This is a genomic window from Petroclostridium sp. X23 (genome assembly GCF_030013905.1).
Classification (GTDB): Bacteria; Bacillota; Clostridia; order SK-Y3; family SK-Y3; genus X23.
In genome coordinates this window covers 3,287,896-3,310,670 of sequence record NZ_CP124862.1, presented here as the reverse complement: position 1 = coordinate 3,310,670, position 22,775 = coordinate 3,287,896, and the positions used below count along the sequence as shown (strand labels likewise).

20 protein-coding genes and 3 tRNA genes are annotated in these 22,775 nt (G+C 32.9%); 6 read left to right on the top strand and 17 right to left on the bottom strand.

Features of this window, described 5'->3' with window-relative positions:
• Positions 1 to 210: 210 nt before the first annotated feature.
• From QKW49_RS15690 to QKW49_RS15680, 3 genes are all read right to left on the bottom strand, one after another.
• Positions 211 to 1,206 (bottom strand): ABC transporter permease, encoded by a 996-nt coding sequence (locus QKW49_RS15690; RefSeq protein WP_282863612.1) that lies wholly within the window; start codon positions 1,204 to 1,206, stop codon positions 211 to 213.
• Positions 1,207 to 1,624: 418 nt separating this feature from the next.
• Positions 1,625 to 3,142: a sugar ABC transporter ATP-binding protein gene (locus QKW49_RS15685; RefSeq protein ID WP_282863611.1), complete on the bottom strand. Its 1,518-nt coding sequence runs from the start codon at positions 3,140 to 3,142 to the stop codon at positions 1,625 to 1,627.
• A 37-nt stretch (positions 3,143 to 3,179) separates the two neighbouring features.
• The gene (locus QKW49_RS15680) at positions 3,180 to 3,962 is read right to left on the bottom strand and encodes a DeoR/GlpR family DNA-binding transcription regulator (RefSeq protein WP_282863610.1); all 783 of its coding nucleotides are present in this window, start codon (positions 3,960 to 3,962) and stop codon (positions 3,180 to 3,182) included.
• 411 nt (positions 3,963 to 4,373) lie between these two features.
• Here QKW49_RS15680 and QKW49_RS15675 point away from each other — a divergent pair, with 411 nt between their 5' ends.
• Complete coding sequence (locus QKW49_RS15675) at positions 4,374 to 4,985, top strand: RNA polymerase sigma factor (protein WP_282863609.1); 612 nt, start codon at positions 4,374 to 4,376, stop codon at positions 4,983 to 4,985.
• Positions 4,975 to 5,838 carry a hypothetical protein gene (locus tag QKW49_RS15670; protein WP_282863608.1) on the top strand — a complete coding sequence of 288 codons (864 nt, stop codon included), beginning with the start codon at positions 4,975 to 4,977 and terminating at the stop codon, positions 5,836 to 5,838. The genes QKW49_RS15675 and QKW49_RS15670 overlap by 11 nt, the downstream gene beginning before the upstream one ends.
• 437 nt (positions 5,839 to 6,275) lie before the next feature.
• On the opposite strand, the gene QKW49_RS15665 is transcribed toward QKW49_RS15670, so the two are convergent.
• Positions 6,276 to 6,352, bottom strand: a tRNA-Arg gene (locus tag QKW49_RS15665).
• Positions 6,353 to 6,587: 235 nt separating this feature from the next.
• Here QKW49_RS15665 and QKW49_RS15660 point away from each other — a divergent pair.
• On the top strand, positions 6,588 to 7,661 hold the full coding sequence (locus tag QKW49_RS15660) for a DnaD domain protein (RefSeq protein WP_282863607.1): 1,074 nt from the start codon (positions 6,588 to 6,590) through the stop codon (positions 7,659 to 7,661).
• 8 nt (positions 7,662 to 7,669) lie between these two features.
• Positions 7,670 to 8,662: an ATP-binding protein gene (locus QKW49_RS15655; protein ID WP_282863606.1), complete on the top strand. Its 993-nt coding sequence runs from the start codon at positions 7,670 to 7,672 to the stop codon at positions 8,660 to 8,662.
• A gap of 125 nt (positions 8,663 to 8,787) precedes the next feature.
• Here the strand turns inward: QKW49_RS15655 and QKW49_RS15650 are convergent, their stop codons facing one another.
• From QKW49_RS15650 to serS, 4 genes are all read right to left on the bottom strand, one after another.
• Positions 8,788 to 10,578 (bottom strand): bifunctional homocysteine S-methyltransferase/methylenetetrahydrofolate reductase, encoded by a 1,791-nt coding sequence (locus QKW49_RS15650; protein WP_282863605.1) that lies wholly within the window; start codon positions 10,576 to 10,578, stop codon positions 8,788 to 8,790.
• 86 nt (positions 10,579 to 10,664) lie between these two features.
• Positions 10,665 to 10,756, bottom strand: a tRNA-Ser gene (locus tag QKW49_RS15645).
• 37 nt (positions 10,757 to 10,793) lie between these two features.
• Positions 10,794 to 10,880 (bottom strand) — tRNA-Ser (locus QKW49_RS15640).
• A gap of 126 nt (positions 10,881 to 11,006) precedes the next feature.
• Entirely contained in the window at positions 11,007 to 12,278 is a 1,272-nt protein-coding gene (serS, locus tag QKW49_RS15635) for a serine--tRNA ligase (protein WP_282863604.1), read from the bottom strand.
• Positions 12,279 to 12,586: 308 nt separating this feature from the next.
• On the opposite strand from serS, the gene QKW49_RS15630 reads away from it, so the two are divergent.
• On the top strand, positions 12,587 to 12,745 hold the full coding sequence (locus QKW49_RS15630; RefSeq protein ID WP_282863603.1) for a hypothetical protein: 159 nt from the start codon (positions 12,587 to 12,589) through the stop codon (positions 12,743 to 12,745).
• Here the strand turns inward: QKW49_RS15630 and QKW49_RS15625 are convergent.
• From QKW49_RS15625 to QKW49_RS15610, 4 genes are all read right to left on the bottom strand, one after another.
• Positions 12,742 to 13,476 carry a tetratricopeptide repeat protein gene (locus QKW49_RS15625; protein ID WP_282863602.1) on the bottom strand — a complete coding sequence of 245 codons (735 nt, stop codon included), beginning with the start codon at positions 13,474 to 13,476 and terminating at the stop codon, positions 12,742 to 12,744. The two genes, QKW49_RS15630 and QKW49_RS15625, sit on opposite strands and share 4 nt — an antisense overlap.
• Positions 13,477 to 13,536: 60 nt before the next feature.
• Positions 13,537 to 14,061: a DUF4446 family protein gene (locus QKW49_RS15620; RefSeq protein WP_282863601.1), complete on the bottom strand. Its 525-nt coding sequence runs from the start codon at positions 14,059 to 14,061 to the stop codon at positions 13,537 to 13,539.
• A gap of 292 nt (positions 14,062 to 14,353) precedes the next feature.
• Positions 14,354 to 15,208: a ParB/RepB/Spo0J family partition protein gene (locus QKW49_RS15615; RefSeq protein WP_282863600.1), complete on the bottom strand. Its 855-nt coding sequence runs from the start codon at positions 15,206 to 15,208 to the stop codon at positions 14,354 to 14,356.
• Complete coding sequence (locus QKW49_RS15610; RefSeq protein WP_282863599.1) at positions 15,209 to 15,982, bottom strand: AAA family ATPase; 774 nt, start codon at positions 15,980 to 15,982, stop codon at positions 15,209 to 15,211.
• Positions 15,983 to 16,645: 663 nt separating this feature from the next.
• Between QKW49_RS15610 and QKW49_RS15605 the strand changes: the two genes are divergently transcribed.
• Positions 16,646 to 16,915: a TMEM165/GDT1 family protein gene (locus tag QKW49_RS15605; RefSeq protein ID WP_282863598.1), complete on the top strand. Its 270-nt coding sequence runs from the start codon at positions 16,646 to 16,648 to the stop codon at positions 16,913 to 16,915.
• Between the two features lie 80 nt (positions 16,916 to 16,995).
• Here the strand turns inward: QKW49_RS15605 and noc are convergent, their stop codons facing one another.
• The 5 genes from noc to jag all read right to left on the bottom strand — a co-directional run bounded on the left by noc (position 16,996) and on the right by jag (position 22,773).
• Positions 16,996 to 17,823 carry a nucleoid occlusion protein gene (noc, locus tag QKW49_RS15600; RefSeq protein ID WP_282863597.1) on the bottom strand — a complete coding sequence of 276 codons (828 nt, stop codon included), beginning with the start codon at positions 17,821 to 17,823 and terminating at the stop codon, positions 16,996 to 16,998.
• Between the two features lie 156 nt (positions 17,824 to 17,979).
• Positions 17,980 to 18,699 (bottom strand): 16S rRNA (guanine(527)-N(7))-methyltransferase RsmG, encoded by a 720-nt coding sequence (gene rsmG / locus QKW49_RS15595; protein WP_282863596.1) that lies wholly within the window; start codon positions 18,697 to 18,699, stop codon positions 17,980 to 17,982.
• An 18-nt stretch (positions 18,700 to 18,717) separates the two neighbouring features.
• Entirely contained in the window at positions 18,718 to 20,610 is a 1,893-nt protein-coding gene (mnmG, locus tag QKW49_RS15590) for a tRNA uridine-5-carboxymethylaminomethyl(34) synthesis enzyme MnmG (protein WP_282863595.1), read from the bottom strand.
• A 9-nt stretch (positions 20,611 to 20,619) separates the two neighbouring features.
• Positions 20,620 to 22,005, bottom strand: a complete 1,386-nt coding sequence (gene mnmE / locus QKW49_RS15585) for a tRNA uridine-5-carboxymethylaminomethyl(34) synthesis GTPase MnmE (protein ID WP_282863594.1) — start codon at positions 22,003 to 22,005, stop codon at positions 20,620 to 20,622.
• Between the two features lie 126 nt (positions 22,006 to 22,131).
• Positions 22,132 to 22,773, bottom strand: a complete 642-nt coding sequence (gene jag / locus QKW49_RS15580; RefSeq protein WP_282863593.1) for an RNA-binding cell elongation regulator Jag/EloR — start codon at positions 22,771 to 22,773, stop codon at positions 22,132 to 22,134.
• Between the last annotated feature and the right edge of the window lie 2 nt (positions 22,774 to 22,775).

Genomic DNA, 22,775 nt, shown 5'->3' with positions numbered 1-22,775 from the left:
ATAATTGTAAAATATAATTTTTTCTAGATCTTTTTATATATTTTAAACATAACCACCACCTTTTAAAAAATGAAATTGTCAATTATTTAACGAAATATTTTGTCATATATCCGCTTAAATTATGAAACATGTTTCATTGATGCTATTATAGAATTGCTTTTTAAAATTTATGATATATATGCACTATATTCCGGGACATAAAAATTTATACTAGCAATGCCTTTTGCTTGTTGCCTTTTCTATGACCAATATAGCTATAATGACCGAACCAATGACTGTTCCTTGCCAAAATGGATTTACTTCTATCAGATTAAGACTGTTCCGAAGAAAGCCCAAGAGTATAACGCCGATAGCTGTCCCAAGAAGAGTACCTCGGCCTCCCATAAAGCTGGTGCCACCAATTACCACAGCAGCAATAGTATCTAGCTCCAACCCATTTCCAAATGTAGGGTCAATCACCATCAATCGCGAAGATTGTACCAATGAAGCAATTCCAACTAAAAAACCAACAACCACATACGGAATAGCTTTATACAAAGAGACGTTTATTCCTGACAGTCTTGTTGCTTCTTCATCACTTCCAATGGCATAGGTATATCTACCAAGCGTCGTATTATTCGTGACCCAAGACCAGATAAAGAATAGAAAGACGACCAAAGTCAAATAATAAGGAATTCCAAATATCTTACCTTTACTTAACATTTCAAATGAACTTGGTAACCCTGTAACAGCATTACCATTTGAAACCACATAAGTCATACTTCTCCCAATAGACAACGTGCTTAATGTCACAATAAATGCGGGTAGCTTCAAATATCCAATCAGTATACCGTTAAGAATGCCAAATACTATTCCTGACAATAAAGCAACCACTACTCCTGCAGCTATTCCATACCTCACCATCGTCATACCCATTAGCATTGAAGTCAATCCTAATAAAGAACCAACGGACAAATCGACTCCGGAAGTGATAATTACGTAAGTTTGGCCAATTGCAATAATCCCTAACACTGCTATTTGAGAAATAACATTCGAGATATTGCTTTTAGTAAAAAAGAATGGAGAAGCTAAGCTCATAACTATAAAAAAAACAATTAAGATGCTTGACATAGCCAGTTCTGAACGATAGTCCCTCCCAACCCCTGAAAACCCAGATAAAAACTTTTTTATATTAAACCAGTTATCTTCTCCTACTATTTTTTCCATATAGAAAATCTCCTTTGCAATACAATGCAACAGATAATAAAACAAAAGCTTATTTCGTTTATTTTCTATTAGTTTCGTTTTGATATTTACAATAATATCACCTATGGTCTTTTTTGTCAATATTCCTATAAATATTTAATCCGTATAATCAATTATTGTAGAAACTATATAACAACCGCCCATGTTAGCCAAATATACATTACTCTTTATTACGTTTCTTATTTTTATACACATTCGTAACGAAAGCTACTTTTGTTTGCTTTCGTTATATGATTAATAAAATAGTCTTTGGATAATAAAATTAGATATACAGCCCATAATTAAAATGATTGTGCAGTTTATACGCTTTGATGACCGTGATTGTATAAGAATAGAAGTATAAGAGTTGCTTAGAATGTAATATTTATGTTAATGAATTTTATTGCGCACCGCATGCGTAATATAAAATTTTTTCTTTTGTTGCTTCTTCTCTAGATAATTGCTTGATAAAGCCTCCGTCATGCATAATCAAAATCCTATCGCACATCCCCATAATCTCTGAAAAATCTGAAGAAATTAAAATAATTCCTTTCCCCTCCCTGGTTAGCTCATTAATGATGTTATAAACTTCCACTTTCCCTGCAATATCTATACTTTTTGTAGGCTCATCGAGCAATAGAATATCTGCATCGGCAAAAACGCACCTTGCAAATAGTACTTTTTGTTGATTTCCACTGCTTAGTGATTTTACTTCCTGCATAATAGAATTTCTTTTAATAGCAAGCCTATTCGCATAGCTTTCTACTCTACTAAATTCATACTTTTCATCAATTACCCATTTTAGAATTTCATTTTCTACTCCTTTAAGACGCGCTATTGTAATATTATTAATGATACTCTCATTTGGAAAAATAGCGGATTTCATACGATTTTCAGGTATAAATGAGATTCTGTTGTTAGAAGCATCTATTGGACCTTTTATACATACCGGCTTACCTTTTATAAAAAATTCACCGGTCTTTATCATTTTCTCTCCAGCTAATGCACTTGAAATTGAAGATTTCCCGGATTTCATTAAACCGGTTACACCTAACACCTCTCCACTCTTTAATGTAAACGATATATCTTTTAATTGATCATCTTTACTGGTAAGGCCTTCTACTTTCAATAACTCTTTACTTTTTGAAGATATTAGCTTCGGATATCTATTCTTAATATCTTTCCCTGCCATACACCTAATAATATCATTAGCTTGAGTATTAATTACCAATTCATCTTTTACAATTTCTCCATCATTAATAATTAATACTCTATCCGCAATTCTATAAACATCGTCAATATTATGCGTGGTAAATATAATAGAAACTCCACTTTTTCTCATTTCCCGAATAATATTAAAAAGTTTTACGATATCGTTTTCAGTCATACCTGAAGTGGGCTCATCCATTATCAATATTTTTGAGTTTTGCGATACCGCTTTTAGAATCTCAACAATGTGTTTCTCGCCAATTCCAATATCCCTAACTTTTGTTTTAACATCAATATTATAGTCATATTGCTCACACAATAAATTTGCACGATGGTATATTTCACGCCAGTTTATTCTTCCCAGCCTCTGAAATACTTTGTTTCTCATCTTTGGATAGCTTCCAAAAAATATGTTTTCTGCTACACTCAAAGATTCAATAAGATTTGGTGTTTCGTGGATCACGCTAATCTCATGTTTCTTTGCCTCTATTGGATTTGTAATAGCCACTCTCCTATCTTCAATAAATATTTCTCCTGAATCTCTTTGAACAGCGCCGGAAATAATATTTACGAGCAAAGTCTTTCCTGTGCCATTTTTGCCGAGAAGCCCAAGAACTTCACCTTTTTCTAACGAAAGGCTAATATTTTTTAGAATAGGAATATCATTATATGATTTGCAAATATTCATTAGTCTTAGATATGAACTCACTCTATTATCCTCCTTTGCTGATATATACTATAAGTTCTTATACATCAAGCTTATACGTAGTGAAAATCTGGACATTATTTTTAAAATAGTACTCCATATATTCTTCAGGCACTAATTCATCAGATATCACTTTATGAGCCATACATAGATCACCTGCTTGGCAAAATGCAATCTTTTCAAATTTAGTATGATCGGCAACAACGATTAATTCATTCGTACATTTAGAAACTCTTGTCGCAGCCAATAAATCGTCCGAATCATGTATGGTATATCCTCTTCTAAAGCTTATTCCATCTACTCCGATGAATGCTTTATCTACATATATGTCAGGAAACGATTCCGTAACTCCGGAACCAACTGTAGCGTGAGTATGTTCTCTTTTTTTTATATCTCCTCCAATGAGTAGTGTTCGTATGCCTTGTATGTTGGAAAGTTCAAGCGCCGCTGTTACATTATTGGTTACTATAGTAATGTTTTTCTTGTCCTTTATATTCTTTGCGATTTGCAAGCATGTAGTCCCTACGCCAATATACACAGCTTCATTATCATTAATCATTTGAGCGGCAATTAACCCGATCATTTTCTTATGTTCAAGCTCGGTAATATCGAGTACATTATAGTTTTCTGTAAGCACATTCTTTTCATTTAAAATGGCTCCGCCATGTGTTCTGGTTAGAAAACCTTCTTGCTCTAACCGCTCAAGATCCTTTCTTATAGTGACCTCTGATACTGTTAATAAGCTGCTGAGGCTATTCACTTCTGCTTTTTTATATTCTGTTAATATTTGTCTTATTTTTTTTAGTCTCTCTGCCGCAAACATTAGTATCCCCTTATTTTTTATAATGAAACGAAACCATACGAATCTCTCCAGAGAAGATAACAATACCTTAATTATAGTATATTTTTCATAGATTGTATACAACATATATAAATAGTTTTAGATGCCTTTATGAATACTCTACACTAATTCTTTCTATCCTTTCTTTTTTCTTTCATAGAATAACAAAAAAGCTAAATTTTTATCATAAGGTTCTGATGTTAAAATTCACTGTTCCGTGATAAAATTATAGCAGTACTCACCCTTTGGATGTTGAGAAGGTGAGCTATTAGTCTTTCTTTTTTACTAAAACCTCTAATCTTAAGATATAAATAAAAATATTCTTAAGTAAGTGAACTTTTTTAGTCATACCCATCCCTTATATTAATGAAAGGTGCACCTTTGGAGAGGAGAATGATATACAAGATGGTCAATTATGACTTGATAAAATGCTGTCAACAAGGACACGAAGATGCTTTTGACGAACTCTTTAGAGTTTATTCTACCAAAGCAAAACGGACAGCTTATTTGCTGGCAGGCCGTATGGGTATCGCCGAAGATATTCTACAGGAAGCTTTTTTGGAATGCTTTAAGGATATTCATAAGCTGCGTAAGCCGGAATTGTTTGAAATATGGTTTCACCGCTTACTGGTTAGAATATGTTGGCGCATGGCCAAAAAGGAAAGGAAATCAGCTTCGGAAAGCCTTGAAGATAATCTAGGAGACATTATCGATGATAGAATCGACACACAAACAACGGTCGAATCCAAAGAGTTGAACACTATGCTCCGTAAAGCTATTGACGGACTTAGACCGCATCTACGTACTACCATAATACTTTATTATTATAATGATATGTCCATCAAGGAAGTTGCCCAAATTTTAAACTGCTTTGAAGGTACAGTCAAATCACGTCTGCATAATGCAAAAAAAATATTGGCAAAACATCTGGAAAAAGAACTGCCTGACCAGCATTTTAATCTAAGAGGCTATTCAAGAAAGGAGTGGATTGTAGATGAATCTTGAAAACCCGTTAGATAAATCTATAAAAGCGGCTCTGGAGCAAAAAGCGCAAGAGGTTGAAATCGGTACTGATTCATTGAAAAAAATAAAATCAAGATTACAGATGGATAAAGAGAGGATTGGATTTGATATGAAAAATTTATTTATGAGAAAATCTGTCGCTGTTTTATGCAGCATTGCGGCTGTCGCTTTAATAATGGGTGTCTATCAGCCGGCAAGGGTCTGGGCACAAGAGGGAGTAAGCAAAGCCGTAGAAATGATTTATATAGTGGTTAAAGGAGATGATGGAAAATATAAGACAGAGCAACTTGCCGCAGATGAGGTGAAAGTGGCAACGACAGCAGTTGTTTCTCAAGAAGAAAGTATGTCAGACGAAGAGATTGCAAAAGAATTCGGTTCAGATGTGAAAACTCCTGTTACACTTAAAGGAGGTTTTAATCTGGACTCACAGACAGTTTTAAATCTCTCCGGCCTTGATGGAAAATCAACAATCAGTCAGGTAACTAAATGGTATTCAAATAAAGACCAAAATCTATTTTTGGAAATAGCATATGAAGACTATGCTTTAATATATAATAGGGAGCAAGCGGATAACCGAAAAGTAATTAAAGTGGGAGAAAAAACCGTATATTATGGTGAATCAGCTTTACCTATCTATCCAATAATTGAAACCGAAGTTAATGGTGAAACCGTTCGAAAGAATGATATCACCCAAAAGCCTGAAAAAATTCAAATAATTCATCAATTTGCCTGGGAACATAATGGCGTATATTATTCATTACAAGATCTCAAGACAGAAGTTCCCTATGATACTCTGAAGAATGCGTTAGACTCTATTATAGAATCTCTCAAATAGCGGAAAGCGTGGATTTTAAGCATAAGAATAAAATATAATAACTGTTATAAAAATCATTGAAATAATAGATAAAATTTGATCCACAAAATATTAGAAGAGTATTTTGTGGATTTTTTTATAGATATAATGCATAGCTCATATCACTTATTTTTTATGTAATAAAATGTAAATATCATAAAAATTTAGGGAACAGAGTTATGACTCCACCAAAAAACTCAGTTTTATTTAACATGGTGGCTAATTTTAAAAACTGAACAATAAAAACCATTCAGAAATTAATAAACTATAATGATAAAGAAACCGTTAATAGAATTTTTATTTTTCTGCGGTTTCTTTTTTATGTATAAATTATTGACGTAACTTTTAAACTAAAGAAATCGCAGTCATTAACTATGCATAAAAAAATAGAAACCCTGATAATTCAAAGCTTCTATTTTTGGCGCGCCGTATAGGAGTCGAACCCATAACCTTATGATCCGTAGTCATACGCTCTATCCAATTGAGCTAACGGCGCATATTTTCTTTTCAAACCGCCCACTATTTTTTTGATAGTCAATTATTTTCAACTACAAAAACCAAGCACGCTTACGGGCAAATATTATATTAACACATATTATAATAAAAATCAAATGTTTTTTCCTTCCATTCTATATTTTATTTTTCTTATTCCATCTCGCCTTATATATAATTCATTTTTATGCTATAATATTAGATACAATAGTTTACCTATTTTTACCGGAGGTATCAGTATGGCTACATATAAATTTTCTAATAATAACCAAATACAGTCTTTTCCCGTTGCAAATATTTTTATTGATAAATATTTGCCCTCAGCCAATGCTACCTTCGTAAAGGTGTATTTGTATGGGCTTCGGCAATGTTTTCAAAACAATAATCAGCTTGCAAACAAAGATATTGCTGCTGCTCTTAATATTTTGGAATCGGATGTAGTAAATGCATGGAGGTATTGGGAATCTGTTGGTGTAGTAAAATTAAATAAACAAATTGAAGGTCATCTGACTGAATTTGATATAGATTTTATTGACCTAACCTCTGAGCCACAGTCAAATACAAATAAAGTGTCTCATATAGAAATCGACTCAAGACCTAATTATACGCCTGAAGAAATATCCATTTATATAGAGCAAGACAAAAATATTCGCTTTTTATATCAGGCTGCTCAAGCTAAATTAGGAAAAATGCTAAGTTCTGCAGATATTAAGACGCTTTATAGTTTTTATGATTGGCTTCGCCTGCCGGTTGAAGTCATCATCATGCTGCTGGAATATTGTGCTTCTTTAAATAAAAAAAGTATGCGATATATTGAAAAAGTGGCTATCAGCTGGGCAGATCAGGGTATTATCAGTATGGACAAGGCTGAGCAATATCTGATGAAAGTTGAGCATAAAAACACCATCCTTTATGATATAAAAAAACAGTTGGGTATTGTAGACCGGGCATTAACTGAAGCAGAAGAAGGATATATTGTAGACTGGACCGATAGAATGAATCTTACAGTTGAACTAATAAAACTTGCGTATGAAATCACTGTGTTAAACACCGGAAAGCTTACATTTCCTTATATGAACTCAATCCTTCAATCTTGGTATGAGCGCGGAATTAGAACCGTAGAAGCAGCTGAAAATGATATAAAGCAGCATAGGGAAAATACTAAAGATAAATATGCTAAAAAGTCCACTAACAGCTCCGGTGCTAAAAATAATAAATTTATTAACTTTACGCAAAGAAAGCATAATTTTAATGAAATTGAACGTCTTTTGCTTGAAAAAAGACTTAACAATCTTAAGGAAGAAAGTAGGTAGTCTTATACATGGCTTACGATAAACAAATATATAGTCAAATCATAAAAAGCTATGAAGTTTTGCAGGACGCACAAAGAGCTGAATTGGAACATAAAAAACAAGAAATTTATAATAAAATTCCACGTATACAGGAAATTGACCGTGAATTATATGAAACCGGCCTTTCACTTACACGGCAATTATTCCATAATGCATCGCAAACTGATGATATTGTGGAAGAAATCCGTCAGAAGAATATTGATTTGAATATGGAAAAAGGTGAGCTGCTTAGTATTAACGGTTACCCTGTTAACTACTTGACTATTAAACATAAATGTAAAGCATGTAAAGACAGCGGATATGTAAATAATCAAATCTGCAGATGCTTTAAACAAAAGCTTATAGATGCTGCCTATGCTCAGTCTAATATGGCCGCTATCTTAGATAGTCAAAATTTCGATAACTTTGATTTTAGCTATTACTCTACTTCTATAGATAGTGAAAATGGAATCTCGCCCAGGCAGAACATCCAGGATATTTTTCAAAAATGTATCGACTTTGTCAATAACTTTGACAAGTATGATCAGAATCTTTTACTTTATGGCGGTACAGGTCTTGGTAAAACTTTTCTATCCAGTTGCATAGCTAAAGATTTGCTCGATAAAGGTAAAACTGTTTTTTATCAAACCGCTTATAAAACATTTAATCTATTGGAAGACTATAAGTTCAACAGATTGGATTCTTCTGCCGGCAAGCGTCAAGTGGACAGATTGTTCGATGTTGACCTTATGATTATTGATGATTTAGGCTCAGAATTTATAAATACCTATACAAGTTCTGCCTTTTTTAATGTTTTGAATACTCGATTGATGGATAAACGTAAAACGATCATAAGTACGAACCTTAATATTAAGGAACTTACTGACCTTTACTCTGAAAGAGTTGTTTCCCGATTACTGGGTCACTATCTCCCTCTGAAATTCTTTGGTGAAGATATACGTCAAATTAAAATGTATAAATAAGATCAGGAGGTACCTCACTAAGGCTACCTCCCTTTTATCTTTTATATTAGTTCAATTTTAATTCTATGTTTGTTTTAATATAATCCCCTTGCAGTTTAAGCTTATAATCATTATTTCTTATTTATCTACTTCTTAATCTTTCTCATTATTTCTACTATCATATTTACTCTATTAAATGGTGCTATAAAATAAAATCCATCTACGAAGTTCTTAATCCTATTTACTATATCTACAGCAATCTCTATACCTTCTTTTTCTGCTTCTTCTCTCGTCATATTTTCATTAAAACGGTTAATATATTTATCCGGAACTACTATTCCCGGAATCTCATTATTTAAAAACTGCGCATTTTTATAGCTAACCATAGGCATGATACCGCCTAGAATTTTTATCCCTTCATCTTTTTTAAGATTAGATAAATATGTTATAGCTTCATCCTCAAAAATAGGCTGAGTAAGAAAGAAACCGGCGCCCGCCTCCGCTTTCTTATACATTCTTAATATCTCAATATCTTTATTTCTGGCATTCAGGTTTAAGGCCCCGCCTATATATAAGATATCATCAGCAAACTGCTCGGTATTCATCTCATTTGCTAACTTCATTAATTTTATTGAATTGAGGTTAAAAACGCTCTTTATTTCATTTTTTTCCGATCCTGCTATTGGATCGCCGGTTACCATTAAAACATTCCTTATACCTTCCATATGTGCCGCTAACAGGTCAGCCTTAAGAGCGATAATATTTCGGTCTCTACAGCAGATATGAGGAATGGTATCTACCCCGACTTCTCTTTTTATTTTTGAAGCCACTACCAATGGATTAATTCTTGCCCGTGCTAACGGTGAGTCTGATATTGTAATAATATCAACACCGCTAGCTTTTAATACTTTAGCGCCTGATATTACTTTATCAATATTACTTCCAAAAGGCGGGTCTAATTCAACTGCTATAGTGAATTGACCGCTGCTCAATTTTTCACGAAAGACATTCCCCTGAATCTTTTTTTGATTGCCTTCTATTAATGTTTTCTTTCTATTAATTTCTTCTTTTTTATTATGAACATTCAATCTCTCAATGATCCTGCTAATATGAACCGGAGTCGTACCACAGCAACCTCCTATTACTTTTACACCAAGATTTTTAATGCCCATCATTACGCTGGCAAAATACTCTTCATTTTGAGGATACACGGTCCTCTCATTAATAATTTCAGGGAATCCCGCGTTTGGCAATATAGAGATAACATCATCTGAAAAATCTATAGATTTTATGGTATTATACAGATGAGTCGGGCCTGTACCGCAATTAAAACCATATACGTCGATATCTTTTATCTTCCTTACTTCTTCAATTATTCTATGCGCACTAATCCCCTTTCTTGTATAACCATCACCCATTACTACAAATTGAGCAATTATAAACGCATTTTTATTCTTTTGTTTTATATATTCTGTTACTTGCTCTAAGTGCTCTACACTGCTAAATGTTTCAAAGACAAAAACATCTGCACCTAGTTCTAAAAAGGTGTCTGCAATAAATATATACTCCTCTATAATATTAGAGTTTTCTACTTCAGCGCTGCTTTTTACTACTTCAGGAATAGGACCTATATCGGCTGCCACAAAAATATTTTGATCATGGGCAGCGTTCTTCGCAATTTCATATCCATTAATAAGAATGCTCTTTAATTCATCTCTTGATATATCTAAAGTCTTCGTATTCGCTGAAAAAGTATTCGTTCTGATAAGCTTGGCACCTGCTTGTATATATTGTTCATGGATCTGTCTGATTATGTCCGGATTATTGATATTTGCCAATTCTGAAAAGGGCGCATTACTCCCGGATACCTGAGCATAATATGTACCCATAGCACCATCTGTAACCAAAATATTATTTTTTAAATATTCTCTAATCATATTACCTCACTCTTTTTTTATTTATCCTAACACAATGCAATATTTTTTTCAATAAAAAAACCTCAGGTATCATTACCTGAGGTTTTTGGCGGAGAAGGAGGGATTCGAACCCTCGCGCCGCTTTCACGACCTACACCCTTAGCAGGGGCGCCTCTTCGGCCAACTTGAGTACTTCTCCATATAGCCAAATTACAAAATCACTTATATTAAATTAATGGCGGAGAGGGTGAGATTCGAACTCACGGCTCTTTCGAGTCACTGGTTTTCAAGACCAGCTCCTTAAACCGCTCGGACACCTCTCCGTCTGAGTGACATATAATAATATAACAAAAATTTGCGACTATGTCAACTATTTTTATCATGTTATTTTATGGATATTTTTCAAAGCGCCCACACGGTTAAAATTTAGTGAGCGCTTTCACCATTTTTTACTTAATCATATCTGTATTTCCCATATATGATCTAAGTATTTCTGGTATAGTAACAGAGCCATCATTATTTTGATAGTTTTCTAGTATACATGCTACTGTTCTTCCTACAGCAACACCCGAGCCATTAAGGGTATGAACAAACTGCGCCTTATCCTTTGCTGTTTTCTTATATTTTATATTTGCTCTTCTTGCCTGGAAATCCTCGAAATTACTACAAGATGAAATCTCAACATATCGATTGTAGCTTGGCATCCATACCTCTATATCGTATTTCATAGCAGCGGTAAATCCTAGATCACCTGTACAAATCTTTACCACTCTATAGGGTATACCTAACAATTGAAGTACAGACTCCGCATCTCTTGTAAGTTTTTCTAATTCTTCGTAGGAGTTTTCAGGTTCTACAAATTTTACAAGTTCGACTTTATTAAACTGATGTTGACGTATCAATCCTCTAGTATCTCTCCCTGCAGATCCAGCTTCAGCCCTGAAGCATGCTGAATACGCTACATGCTGAATAGGCAGTTGATTGGCTTCTAATATCTGCTCTCTGTACATATTGGTAACAGGTACCTCCGCGGTAGGGATTAAGAAATAGTCCGTATCTTTTACTTTAAAAGCATCTTCTTCAAACTTCGGCAGTTGACCGGTACCTACCATACTATTTCTATGTGCCATAAATGGTGGAAATATTTCCATATATCCATTTTTACCAGTGTGGGTGTCTAAAAAGAAATTTATTAGTGCTCTCTCTAATCGTGCTCCTAATCCTTTATAAAAAGTGAATCTGGCTCCGGTTACTTTTGCAGCCGTAGAAAAGTCAAGTATTCCTAAATTTTCCCCAATATCCCAATGTGCTTTAGGTTCAAATTCAAAGTTCCTTGGTTCTCCCCATTTTCTTACTTCTATATTATCCTCATCAGTATCACCTACCGGTACACTTTCATGGGGAATATTAGGAATTGTCAGCATTACTTTCTCAATTTCTTCATCTACTATTCTTATTTCATTATCTAATTCTTTAATTGTATCAGATAATTTTTTCATTTCTTCTAACAGTTCAGTAACGTCTTTTCCTTCCTTCTTCATCGCTGGAATCTGCTTTGATGCTGCATTCTGTTCGCTTTTTAGCTGTTCGGTCTTATAAAGAAGTTCCCTTCTTTTTTCATCAAGTTTTAAAAATTCATTTAAATCAAAATTTTCTTTTCTCTTTTCTAACGCTTTTAGTACTTTTTCAGGTTCATTTCTAAGTAATTTGATATCTAACATATTTATCCCTCTCATTACTATTATTATTTAACACTATATAAAGTATACTAAATCTGTTACAATCAAAGAGCCAGTATAAGCATGCTAACTGACACTTTAATGATGTAAGTTATTTTAGTATGATTTATATGTTATACGCCACAAAAGCTAAAATACTTATTATTATGTAATTATTATACTATAATTTTCTAATTATTCAACCTATTTAACTGCATTGCTTTCTTAACTTGATACTTTTATTTTTATTGTATATTTGCCTACATATTTGGAAAATATTTAAATATACTTATATATTAAGGAGAACGGCTATGAATGATGATATTAAAATTTACAGTCATATTGCAGATTTGAAAGAAACCGACTATAAAAACACACTTGCTATTGCTTCAATTATAGAGATTTTAATTGAGAAAGGGATCATAAGTAAAGAGGACCTTTCTAAAAAGGTCCTCGAGCTAGATAGTTAATTCTTTTCACTCATAGCTTCCAAAAAATATTTGATATCTTTTTTATATGTATTATTTGGATACTTATCTCTAAGTTGTATAAGCATCTCTTTTGCTTCCGCATACTTCTCTAATTTGTAATAACTCCTAAACAAAAAATACGTTGCATCATCAGAACAATACACATTGGGATTGTATTGCAGTGAGAATTTAAATGATTCAATCCCTTCATCTAATTCATTTGCTAAATATTTTTTCTTGCCTTCTAAATAATGTGACACTGCGGCTTTCTCAAACGCCACCGAACTAAGCTTATTATATGCTTCTTTACTGCTTTCAGGTAACAAACTCTGATCAACACTATATAAATGAGCTGCGCTTTCTTTATAATTTCCTTCTTCAGAATATCTTTTGCCTTCAAAAAAATGATCGATACTTTGTTTAAGTTTATAGTTTTGCATATCTATCTGATTTAATTGCTCTTTGGTTTTTTTTAGTTCCTCTTCTAATTCTTTATTCCTGACACTAGCTACTTGGAGGTTTTCTTTTAGTTTTTCATTTTCAGAAGACAAACTACTAAGATTTTGCTGTACGCCTTGAAACATACCTTTTTGCTTATTTAATTGCTCTTTGTAGGTTTCTATATCTTGACTTAATCTACTTTGGCTTACTGCAGACATAAGTATTAAAACAAATGCAGCAGTAAATAGCACTGTAGAATATAACCATAAAAATTTTGATTTATTTTTCACCTGCTATCCAACCCTCTTTTCTTATGTTTTTACAAATAAAATTATCATCTTAGTTAATTTTTAACTAGTCTCATATTTTCTTTCATTGTAATTTCTTTTTGCTAAATCTAATGCCTGCATCTCTTCTGCAGATAGAGTATATTTCGCCTTTCCGCTTATTACAGGTTTTGCGTAAGTGGTAGAGCTGTCTCTTGTATACACACCGTTAATAATAAATCCATTATCATTAGAATCGAGCATTGCAATGGCAAAACTTAAATTACTTCCCACATTATCAAATGCATTATACCGGATGACTCCTATCTTTTGTGCACACAACTGAAGCTTTCCTTCAACAATTTTCATCTGTTTTTCAATATCACTATTCTTTTTAACTATTTCTTTTACCATACTATAATAGTCTATAATCACATTTTCTAAATCTTTATCTTTTATTTCATCCGTTAATTTATTATATCTTTTTTTCAATTGTCCAATCCTAGTACTATTTATCATATTCATTATCAATAATAATATATTAATGATTATTAAAGACAAAATAATGTAAACCGAATATGTACTTATCAGATTACTAATTCCATCCATAAAACTGCTCCTTCTATATTGTTTCACGTGAAACATTTTGTATAATCGCTATACCCAGAAAAATTATTAAAAAATTATTTTTTAGTAGTTATATAAATATTGAACTATCCACAAGACCTATATTAGTCTATTTTTTTGTTTTATCTATAAATTTCATTTATCAGGCGCGTTTATTTTCCCTGTATTCAAAATATCACCCTTACCTATATCTGTATATTGCTTTCTGTGTAAAAATTGAATATAACTAAAATATTAAAGAGGATATTTTCGTATGATTATAATAATTTTCTCTTTACGTTAATTTTAGTAGACCGATTAGCCTTTCTAAGTCATCATCAGAATAATATTCAATTTCTATTTTGCTCTTACTTTTACCAGGACATATCTTAACTTTTGTACCTAAATCTTTTGATAATCGCTCTTGCAAATCAATATAGATATGTGACAGTTCATTTTTTTTATCACTTATATTTTTCTTTCTTTTATTAGAAATATAGTCTTTCACCAATTTCTCTGTTTGCCTGACACTTAGTCCTTCTTCTATTACTTTCTGAGCTATTTTTTCCTGTTCACTATTATCTTCAACACTTAATATTGCCCTTGCATGTCCATTTGATAATTTATCTTCAATCACAAATTGTTTTAATAAGTCCGGAAGATTAAGCAATCTTAGGGCATTAGCAATCGCCGATCGACTTTTGCCTACTCTTTGACTGATTTCTTCCTGTTTAATGTGAAACTCTTCTATCAGGTTTTTATATGCCTCTGCTTCTTCGATCGGATTCAAATCTTCTCTTTGAAGATTTTCGATCAATGCTATTTCCATTGTTTCTTTCTTTTCATAATCTCTAACAATGACAGGGATAGTTTTTAGTCCAGCTAATTTTGCGGCACGCCATCTTCTCTCCCCTGCTATAATTTGATAGAAACCGTTATCAAGTTTTTTAACAATAATAGGCTGTATCACACCATGTATCTTAATGGACTCAGAAAGTACTTCCAGCTTTTCTAAGTCAAAATCTTTTCTTGGTTGTTTTTTATTTGGCTCAATTTCTATTAATTTTATTTCCTTTACAGAATTATCTTCATCTGTTTCAACACCAGGTAGTAGAGCTCCCAAACCTTTTCCTAGTCCTCTTTTCACCAACTATATCACCTCTTTAGTGTACTCAATCACTTCATTAGCAAGCTCTAAGTAACATTCAGCACCTCTTGACTTTGGATCATAAAAAATGATCGGTTGGCCAAAGCTAGGGGCCTCACTTAATCTGATATTTCTAGGTATCACCGTTTTATAAACTTTTTTAGGAAAATACTTTTTCACTTCTTCAACAACTTGTATAGAAAGATTTGTTCTAGCATCAAACATAGTAAGTAGCACACCTTCAATATCAAGATTTGAATTCAGATACTTTTTCACCTGCTTTACTGTATTTGTTAACTGACTAAGTCCTTCTAATGCATAATATTCACATTGTATAGGAACAAGTATTGAATGCGCGCATGTCAGTGCATTAATTGTTAATAAACCAAGCGAAGGAGGACAATCCATGATAATATAATCATATGTATCTTCAATTGATTCAACTGATTTTTTTAATCGATATTCTCTAGACATGATTGCAACAAGTTCAATCTCAGCCCCTGCCAATTCAATATTTGATGGGCATATGTATAAATTTTCATATGCGGTCTTTAAAATCACCTGATTGATGTCATCATCATTGATTAATACATCATATATAGACTTTTTCAGCAGCTTTTTATTTATACCTACACCACTAGTACTATTACCCTGCGGATCTATATCTATCATCAAAACTCTTTCACCTTTTGCAGCAAGGCATGCACTCAAATTAACGGAGGTTGTAGTTTTCCCTACGCCCCCTTTCTGGTTGGCAACTGCTATCACCTTACTCAAAACACCACCATCTCTCTATACATTCATTATTTTCATATATACCTTCATATTATAGCATAGATTATTCTGTTTTTAAAACAAGAAAATGTTTCACGTGAAACATTTTCTTGTACTTTTTATAATAACTATACTATTTTATATTCCATCCAACTTTCTAAAAAAATAATATCAGCAAGTGCTTCTTTAAATACTCTTCGACATTTACCATAATCCAGTAATGTGAACACAATTGTGTAATTGTTGTAGAATATATAACATTTTCGTGAATATAATATAATAAATTGCGAGGTGAATTTAATGAAATTTGAAAAATTTATACGTTCAAAGATGGTATGTCTTAGTATAATATGTTGTTATTGTTCATGGGCCGTTTATCTTAATTTCTATGGTAATTCAAAATTGATTGATTCATTATCTTTCATACCATCTTTGGCAATGAATATCGGTTATAATATTTCAGATATAAGTGTTAAGACATTTTCAGATATGAATAATAATTATCCAAATATTGAAACTACTGCATTTATTCTTAGTTTACTCCTATGTATAACTACTGCTTTAATTATTTCGAGTTTTATCCATATTTTAATAAAAAAAATACTAATAAAAAAAAATTCTTATTAATATAATTATTATGATATTTTTCAGGAGGATTATTAATATATGTGGAAAATAATTTTTACTACATTTTGGATTGTTTTTCTTGCCGAGCTGGGAGATAAAACCCAGCTCTCCACCATGCTGCTTGCTTCAAAAACAAAAAGTGGACTATCTGTATTTATTGGTGCAGCTTCAGCACTAATTCTATCATCGGTAATTGGAGTGTTATGTGGAGAAATTTTAAGCAGATATATACCCCAAAATTATATACAAATTGGTGCAGGAATTTCTTTTATAGCCATAGGTCTATTACTATTGTTCGGAAAATTTTAATCAAAATCACATGCTAGACATATAAAAAATCGATATATCCTTTATATCGATTTTTTCTCCTAACAATTTATAATTTTTTACTACTCTTTTGGAATTCTCACAATATATTCTACATAATCTTCATTATCACTCTGTGTAACTTTAGCATTTACGCCTGATTGCTTCATCATATCAACGGCCTGTTTTAATGTATTAATGAATATTCTAACATCTCTAAACGCTCTAATTTGCTTTTTAACAGTCGGTTTTTCTGCATTATTCGTATATTTTTCTATAGTTTTCTGAATTAATTCTTCAGTTTTCTTTACATTTAAACCCTTTTCACATACTTGCTTTAAAATTTTCAACTGCAGCTGTTCATCAGGTAATTTTAATAAAGCTCTAGCATGTCTTTCAGTCAAATTGTTGTCACCAATCATTTTTTTTACTAACGGAGGCAATTTTAACAATCTAAGCTTATTAGCAACGGTAGATTGATTTTTTCCAACCTTTATTGCCAGCTCCTCTTGTGTAAATCCATGCTCAGATATTAAATGAAAATATCCTTCAGCTTCTTCCATAAAACTAAGATCTTCTCTTTGTAAATTCTCTATTAATGCCACAACTGCAGAATCATTATCATTCATTTCCACAACAATAGCAGGTATCTCTTTTATATCCGCAATTTTGGATGCTCTTAGTCTTCTTTCACCCGCCACTAGTTCATAGCTTCCCGACCCTAGTTTTCGAACATTTATTGGTTGCAATATACCATATTGCTTTATAGATATACTAAGCTCTTCTAGTGCTGCTTTATCAAAATGTTTCCGGGGCTGGTATGGGTTAGGCTTTATTTTATCAATAGGTATGTTTACTACCTTCCCTTTTTCATCATTATTATTCTTAAACATTGACATAACCTCCATCATACACAATGCCTCCTTTTTTACCCTCAGCTTGTCCATATCATATAAATATATATTTATATGACTTTTTTATTTTTATATCTAGTATTATAACATAATCTTATAAATTTTGGTAAAAAATCGTTCGTCACATTACTACACCAATTATCAAAATAATATTTATTTTATCGGATCCTTTGAGGGTTTTCCAGCCTTTCTGGGATATTTTGTCGGACATTGTCTTACCTTTTTTATAACAATAATCGAATGTTGTATTTGCGTGTGGGGCAATAGGATTTTCTTAATATCTACAATTTCTCCGCCTAACACATGAATAGCATTTTTTGACTCATTCATTTCTTCTGTTACATCCGGACCTTTCATACTTATAAAATATCCGCCAACTTTTGAAAGAGGGAGACAGTACTCTGCCAGCACCGATAGATTTGCTACCGCGCGTGATATTGAAACATCGAATTCTTCTCGATATTGCTTATTATTACCTATATCTTCTGCTCTACCGTGCATAGTAACAATATTATCGAATTTTAACTCTTTAATAACTTCATCCAAAAAATTTAGTCTTTTATTTAAAGAATCCAATAATGTAATATTTAAATTACAATTCACAATTTTTAATGGAATTGCGGGAAACCCAGCTCCTGTACCCACATCAATAATCTTAGAGCCTGTTTCAAATACATTAGTAAAAATACATGAAATAGAATCTAGAAAATGCTTTATGATAATCTCTTTTTCATCCTCAATGGCAGTAAGATTCATTTTCTTATTCCACTCTAAAAGCATATTCTTATATATAACAAACTTTTCTATTTTTTCATCAGTAAGATCAATATTAAATTGTCTGGCACCCTCCCTTAATAGATCAACAGATTCCATTTTTTCACCTCTACTCAATTAAGAATCTTTATTGGTATTTCCTCTCCGTATTTGTTCCAAATAAATCATAAGAACAGATATATCAGCAGGTGACACACCTGAAATTCTTGAAGCTTGACCCATTGATTCAGGCTTGATATTGGTAAGTTTTTGTCTTGCTTCTATTCTCAATCCTTGAATAGCATTGTAATCGAGATCTTTGGGTAGCTTTTTATTCTCTAACTTTTTGAATTGCTCTATCTGCATCAGCTGTCTTTTTATATATCCTTCATATTTTATCTGAATAGATACCTGTTCTGCAACATCAAAAGATAATCCAGGACGGCTTTTATCAATAGCACCTAAAGCATCGTAGCTCAGTTCCGGTCTTTTCAACAGTTCAATCATGCGGATTCCTGATTTTATTCTTGTGCTATTGTGATGATCTAAAAATGTATTTACTTCGTCGGTTGGGGTTATAATGGTTTCTTCCAGTCTTTTGATTTCTTGTTCTATCTGTAACTTTTTATTCAAAAACTTTTGATATCTTTCTTCAGAGATTAATCCTACCTTATATCCTATCGGAGTCAATCTCAAATCAGCATTGTCCTGACGCAGCAACAGTCTGTACTCGGAACGTGATGTCATCATTCTATATGGCTCCGATGTACCCTTTGTTACTAAGTCATCTATTAAAGTACCTATATATGCCTCAGAACGGTCCAATACTAATGGCTCCTTGTCCAAAATTTTCAAAGAAGCATTTGTACCCGCTATCAATCCCTGTGCAGCAGCCTCTTCATATCCTGAACTACCATTAAATTGACCTGCGCCGTATAATCCGTTTATATTTTTAAATTCTAATGTTAATTTCAATTGTGTAGGATTAACACAATCATATTCTATCGCATATGCCGTTCTCATCATTTTGACATTTTCTAATCCTTTAATGGTCCTTAACATCTCTAATTGAACATCTTCCGGCAAACTACTTGACATACCCTGAACATACATTTCTTCCGTATTTAGACCCATCGGCTCTATAAACAACTGATGTCTTTCTTTATCTGCAAAACGGACTACCTTATCTTCAATAGACGGGCAGTATCTTGGACCGACACCTTCAATGACTCCACCGTATAATGGAGAACGATGCAAATTATCTTTAATCACTTGATGTGTTTTTTCATTTGTATATGTAAGCCAGCACGATACCTTATTTTTTCCCACATCTTCTGTCTCAAAAGAAAATGGCGTAATAAGGTCATCACCATTCTGTTCTTCCATCTTGGAGAAATCTACGGACCTTGAGTTTATTCTTGCAGGAGTCCCAGTTTTGAATCTCATTAATTCTACTCCCTGCTCTTTCAATGCATCAGAAAGCTTATTTGCCGGAAACAAACCATCTGGTCCGCCACTATAGTTCACATCGCCAACTATAATTCTTCCTTTTAAAAATGTTCCTGTTGCCAGAATTACAGCTTTTACATGATATATTGCGCCGGTATGTGTTTTAATGCATTTTACCGTTTTATTTTCAACTAATATATCTACTACTTCTGCCTGTTTTATATCAAGATTTTCCTGCTTTTCAAGAGTATGTTTCATTTCCATTTGATATGCTCTGCGGTCTGACTGAGCACGTAACGAATAAACGGCAGGGCCTTTTCCTTTATTCAATATTCTGGATTGTATAAATGTTTTATCCGCATTTTTACCCATTTCTCCGCCTAAAGCGTCTATTTCCCTCACGAGATGTCCTTTAGCCGTCCCACCTATACTGGGATTACAAGGCATATTCGCAATACTATCAAGATTTATAGCGAACATAATGGTTGAACATCCCAGACGCGCTGACGCTAAAGCAGCTTCACAACCGGCATGTCCGCCTCCAATTACAGCAACATCATATTCACCGGCATAATACTCCATTCTATCACCTCATTTTCCCAAACAAAATTCTCTAAAAATCTGATCAACAATCTCTTCAGAAACAGTAAATCCTATAATTTCACCTAAACTCTCAATAGCGTTACTTAAATCTATAAAGATCATATCTAACGGCATCCCGTTATCTATTGCTTCAATACATTCACTAATACTCTTTTTTGCTCTTACCAATGAATCTTTATGTCTTACATTAGTAATCATAACATCACTGTTAATATTTATATTTCCGCTCATAAAAAGGTGATGAATGGTGTTTTCAAGTTCTTGAACTCCTATTCCTTTTTTTGCAGATACATTTATTATAGGATGACCCTCAAATAAATTCCTTATATACTCCATATCAATTCTAATATCTAAATCCACTTTATTAACCAATACGATAAGCTTTTTATTTTTTACAAGATCAATGATCTTTTTATCATTCTCATTTATGATTTCGCTGCCATCTAATATTAAAATTACTAAGTCAGCCTTATTTATAAATTCTCTGGATTTTTCCACACCTATTCTTTCCACAATATCATCGGTTTCTCTAATGCCGGCAGTATCAATAACCTTTAATGGGATACCTTTTAAATTGATATATTCTTCAATAATATCTCGTGTAGTTCCCGGGACCTCAGTAACAATTGCTCTATTTTCTTTTAAAAGGTTATTTAAAAGAGAAGATTTACCTACATTTGGTTTTCCAATAATCACTGTACTTAACCCATCTCTTATGATTTTACCCATATCAGCAGTCTCGAGTAAATTTTTCATCTCATCCTTTATATTTTTTAAAAAAGCAATTAAATTCTCTTCACTCAATTCTTCAATATCATCTTCAGGAAAATCGACTGCAGCTTGCAGATGAGCAGCTATTCTAAGCATTTTACTTCGTATATCGAATATTCTACTTGATAAACTTCCTTCAAGCTGATCTACCGCAGATTGCAAGCCAACATTTGTTTTTGAATTTATAATATCAATAATCGCTTCTGCTTGTACTAAATCTATTCTACCATTCAGAAAAGCACGTTTTGTGAACTCACCTGCATCAGCAATTCTCGCTCCGGCGTAAATCACTTCTTCCAATATTCTTTTTGTGGATATAACGCCGCCATGACAATTGATTTCAACGATATCTTCCTTTGTAAAAGTGTGGGGTTTTTTCATCACAGATACTAAAACTTCATCTATGGTCTGTTTTTTTTCTAAGTCAATGATAAAACCATAGTGTATGGTATGCGACTTTACATCAACCAGCTTTTTATTTTTATGGCTCCTAAATATGCGTTCTACAATATTTACCGCATCTTTCCCACTCACTCTTATGATAGCGATTCCGCCTATACCGGGAGGAGTAGAAATAGCAGCAATGGTATCTTCCAGGTACATCCTTCTCCATCTCCTTAAAAACTATACGGTCTTTCTGTGTTATTGCACAAAAAAAGCTGCGCTGTAGACTGTATTATATTACAAGCCTTCAGCTACAGCTTGATATATTGCATCAAAAACTATAAACTAAACTTCTATTTTTTTCCGGCTATTTAAAGCAATAACAACTTTTCTGTTTGGTTCGTCACCGACACTATATGTGGTAACCATTTTATTATTCTGCAAAGTAGAATGAATTATTCTTCTTTCATATGGATTCATTGGCTCAAGCGTAATACTTCTTCTATACTTCAATACCCTGTCCGCTAATCTTTTTGCAAGTCTGATCAATGTCTCTTCACGTTTTTTACGATAATTCTCTGTATCCATTGAAACCCGAATATATTCGTGGTCGCCTCTATTTACCACAAGACTTGTTAAATATTGAAGTGAGTCAAGAGTTTCTCCTCTTCTGCCAATAAGAATTCCCATATCATCTCCCTCAAGAATAATCTTAAGAGAACTTTCCTTTTCTAGAAAATGAATAGTGACTTTCAAGTTCATTTTCTCAAATACATTTTCTAAGAATTCTTTTGCTCTGGATTGAGCAGTATCTTTCTCAGTGACTACCACTTTTGCAACTTTTGAACCAATAATACCAAAAAGACCTTTTGCACCCTCATCAATGATTTGTATCTCTGCTTTCTCACGTTCCAAACCCAATTCTTCAAGGGCAAGATTAATAGCCTCTTCAACAGTTTTTCCTGATTTTTCTACTGATTTTCTCATTG

Coding starts and splice junctions, on each gene's coding strand:
- QKW49_RS15690 (WP_282863612.1), bottom strand. CDS start 1,206: ATGGAAAAAATAGTAGGAGAAGATAACTGGTTTAATATAAAAAAGTTT.
- QKW49_RS15680 (WP_282863610.1), bottom strand. CDS start 3,962: ATGTTTGCGGCAGAGAGACTAAAAAAAATAAGACAAATATTAACAGAA.
- QKW49_RS15675 (WP_282863609.1), top strand. CDS start 4,374: ATGATATACAAGATGGTCAATTATGACTTGATAAAATGCTGTCAACAA.
- QKW49_RS15670 (WP_282863608.1), top strand. CDS start 4,975: ATGAATCTTGAAAACCCGTTAGATAAATCTATAAAAGCGGCTCTGGAG.
- QKW49_RS15660 (WP_282863607.1), top strand. CDS start 6,588: ATGGCTACATATAAATTTTCTAATAATAACCAAATACAGTCTTTTCCC.
- QKW49_RS15655 (WP_282863606.1), top strand. CDS start 7,670: ATGGCTTACGATAAACAAATATATAGTCAAATCATAAAAAGCTATGAA.
- QKW49_RS15650 (WP_282863605.1), bottom strand. CDS start 10,578: ATGATTAGAGAATATTTAAAAAATAATATTTTGGTTACAGATGGTGCT.
- serS (WP_282863604.1), bottom strand. CDS start 12,278: ATGTTAGATATCAAATTACTTAGAAATGAACCTGAAAAAGTACTAAAA.
- QKW49_RS15630 (WP_282863603.1), top strand. CDS start 12,587: ATGAATGATGATATTAAAATTTACAGTCATATTGCAGATTTGAAAGAA.
- QKW49_RS15620 (WP_282863601.1), bottom strand. CDS start 14,061: ATGGATGGAATTAGTAATCTGATAAGTACATATTCGGTTTACATTATT.
- QKW49_RS15605 (WP_282863598.1), top strand. CDS start 16,646: ATGTGGAAAATAATTTTTACTACATTTTGGATTGTTTTTCTTGCCGAG.
- noc (WP_282863597.1), bottom strand. CDS start 17,823: ATGATGGAGGTTATGTCAATGTTTAAGAATAATAATGATGAAAAAGGG.
- rsmG (WP_282863596.1), bottom strand. CDS start 18,699: ATGGAATCTGTTGATCTATTAAGGGAGGGTGCCAGACAATTTAATATT.
- mnmG (WP_282863595.1), bottom strand. CDS start 20,610: ATGGAGTATTATGCCGGTGAATATGATGTTGCTGTAATTGGAGGCGGA.
- mnmE (WP_282863594.1), bottom strand. CDS start 22,005: ATGTACCTGGAAGATACCATTGCTGCTATTTCTACTCCTCCCGGTATA.
- jag (WP_282863593.1), bottom strand. CDS start 22,773: ATGAGAAAATCAGTAGAAAAATCAGGAAAAACTGTTGAAGAGGCTATT.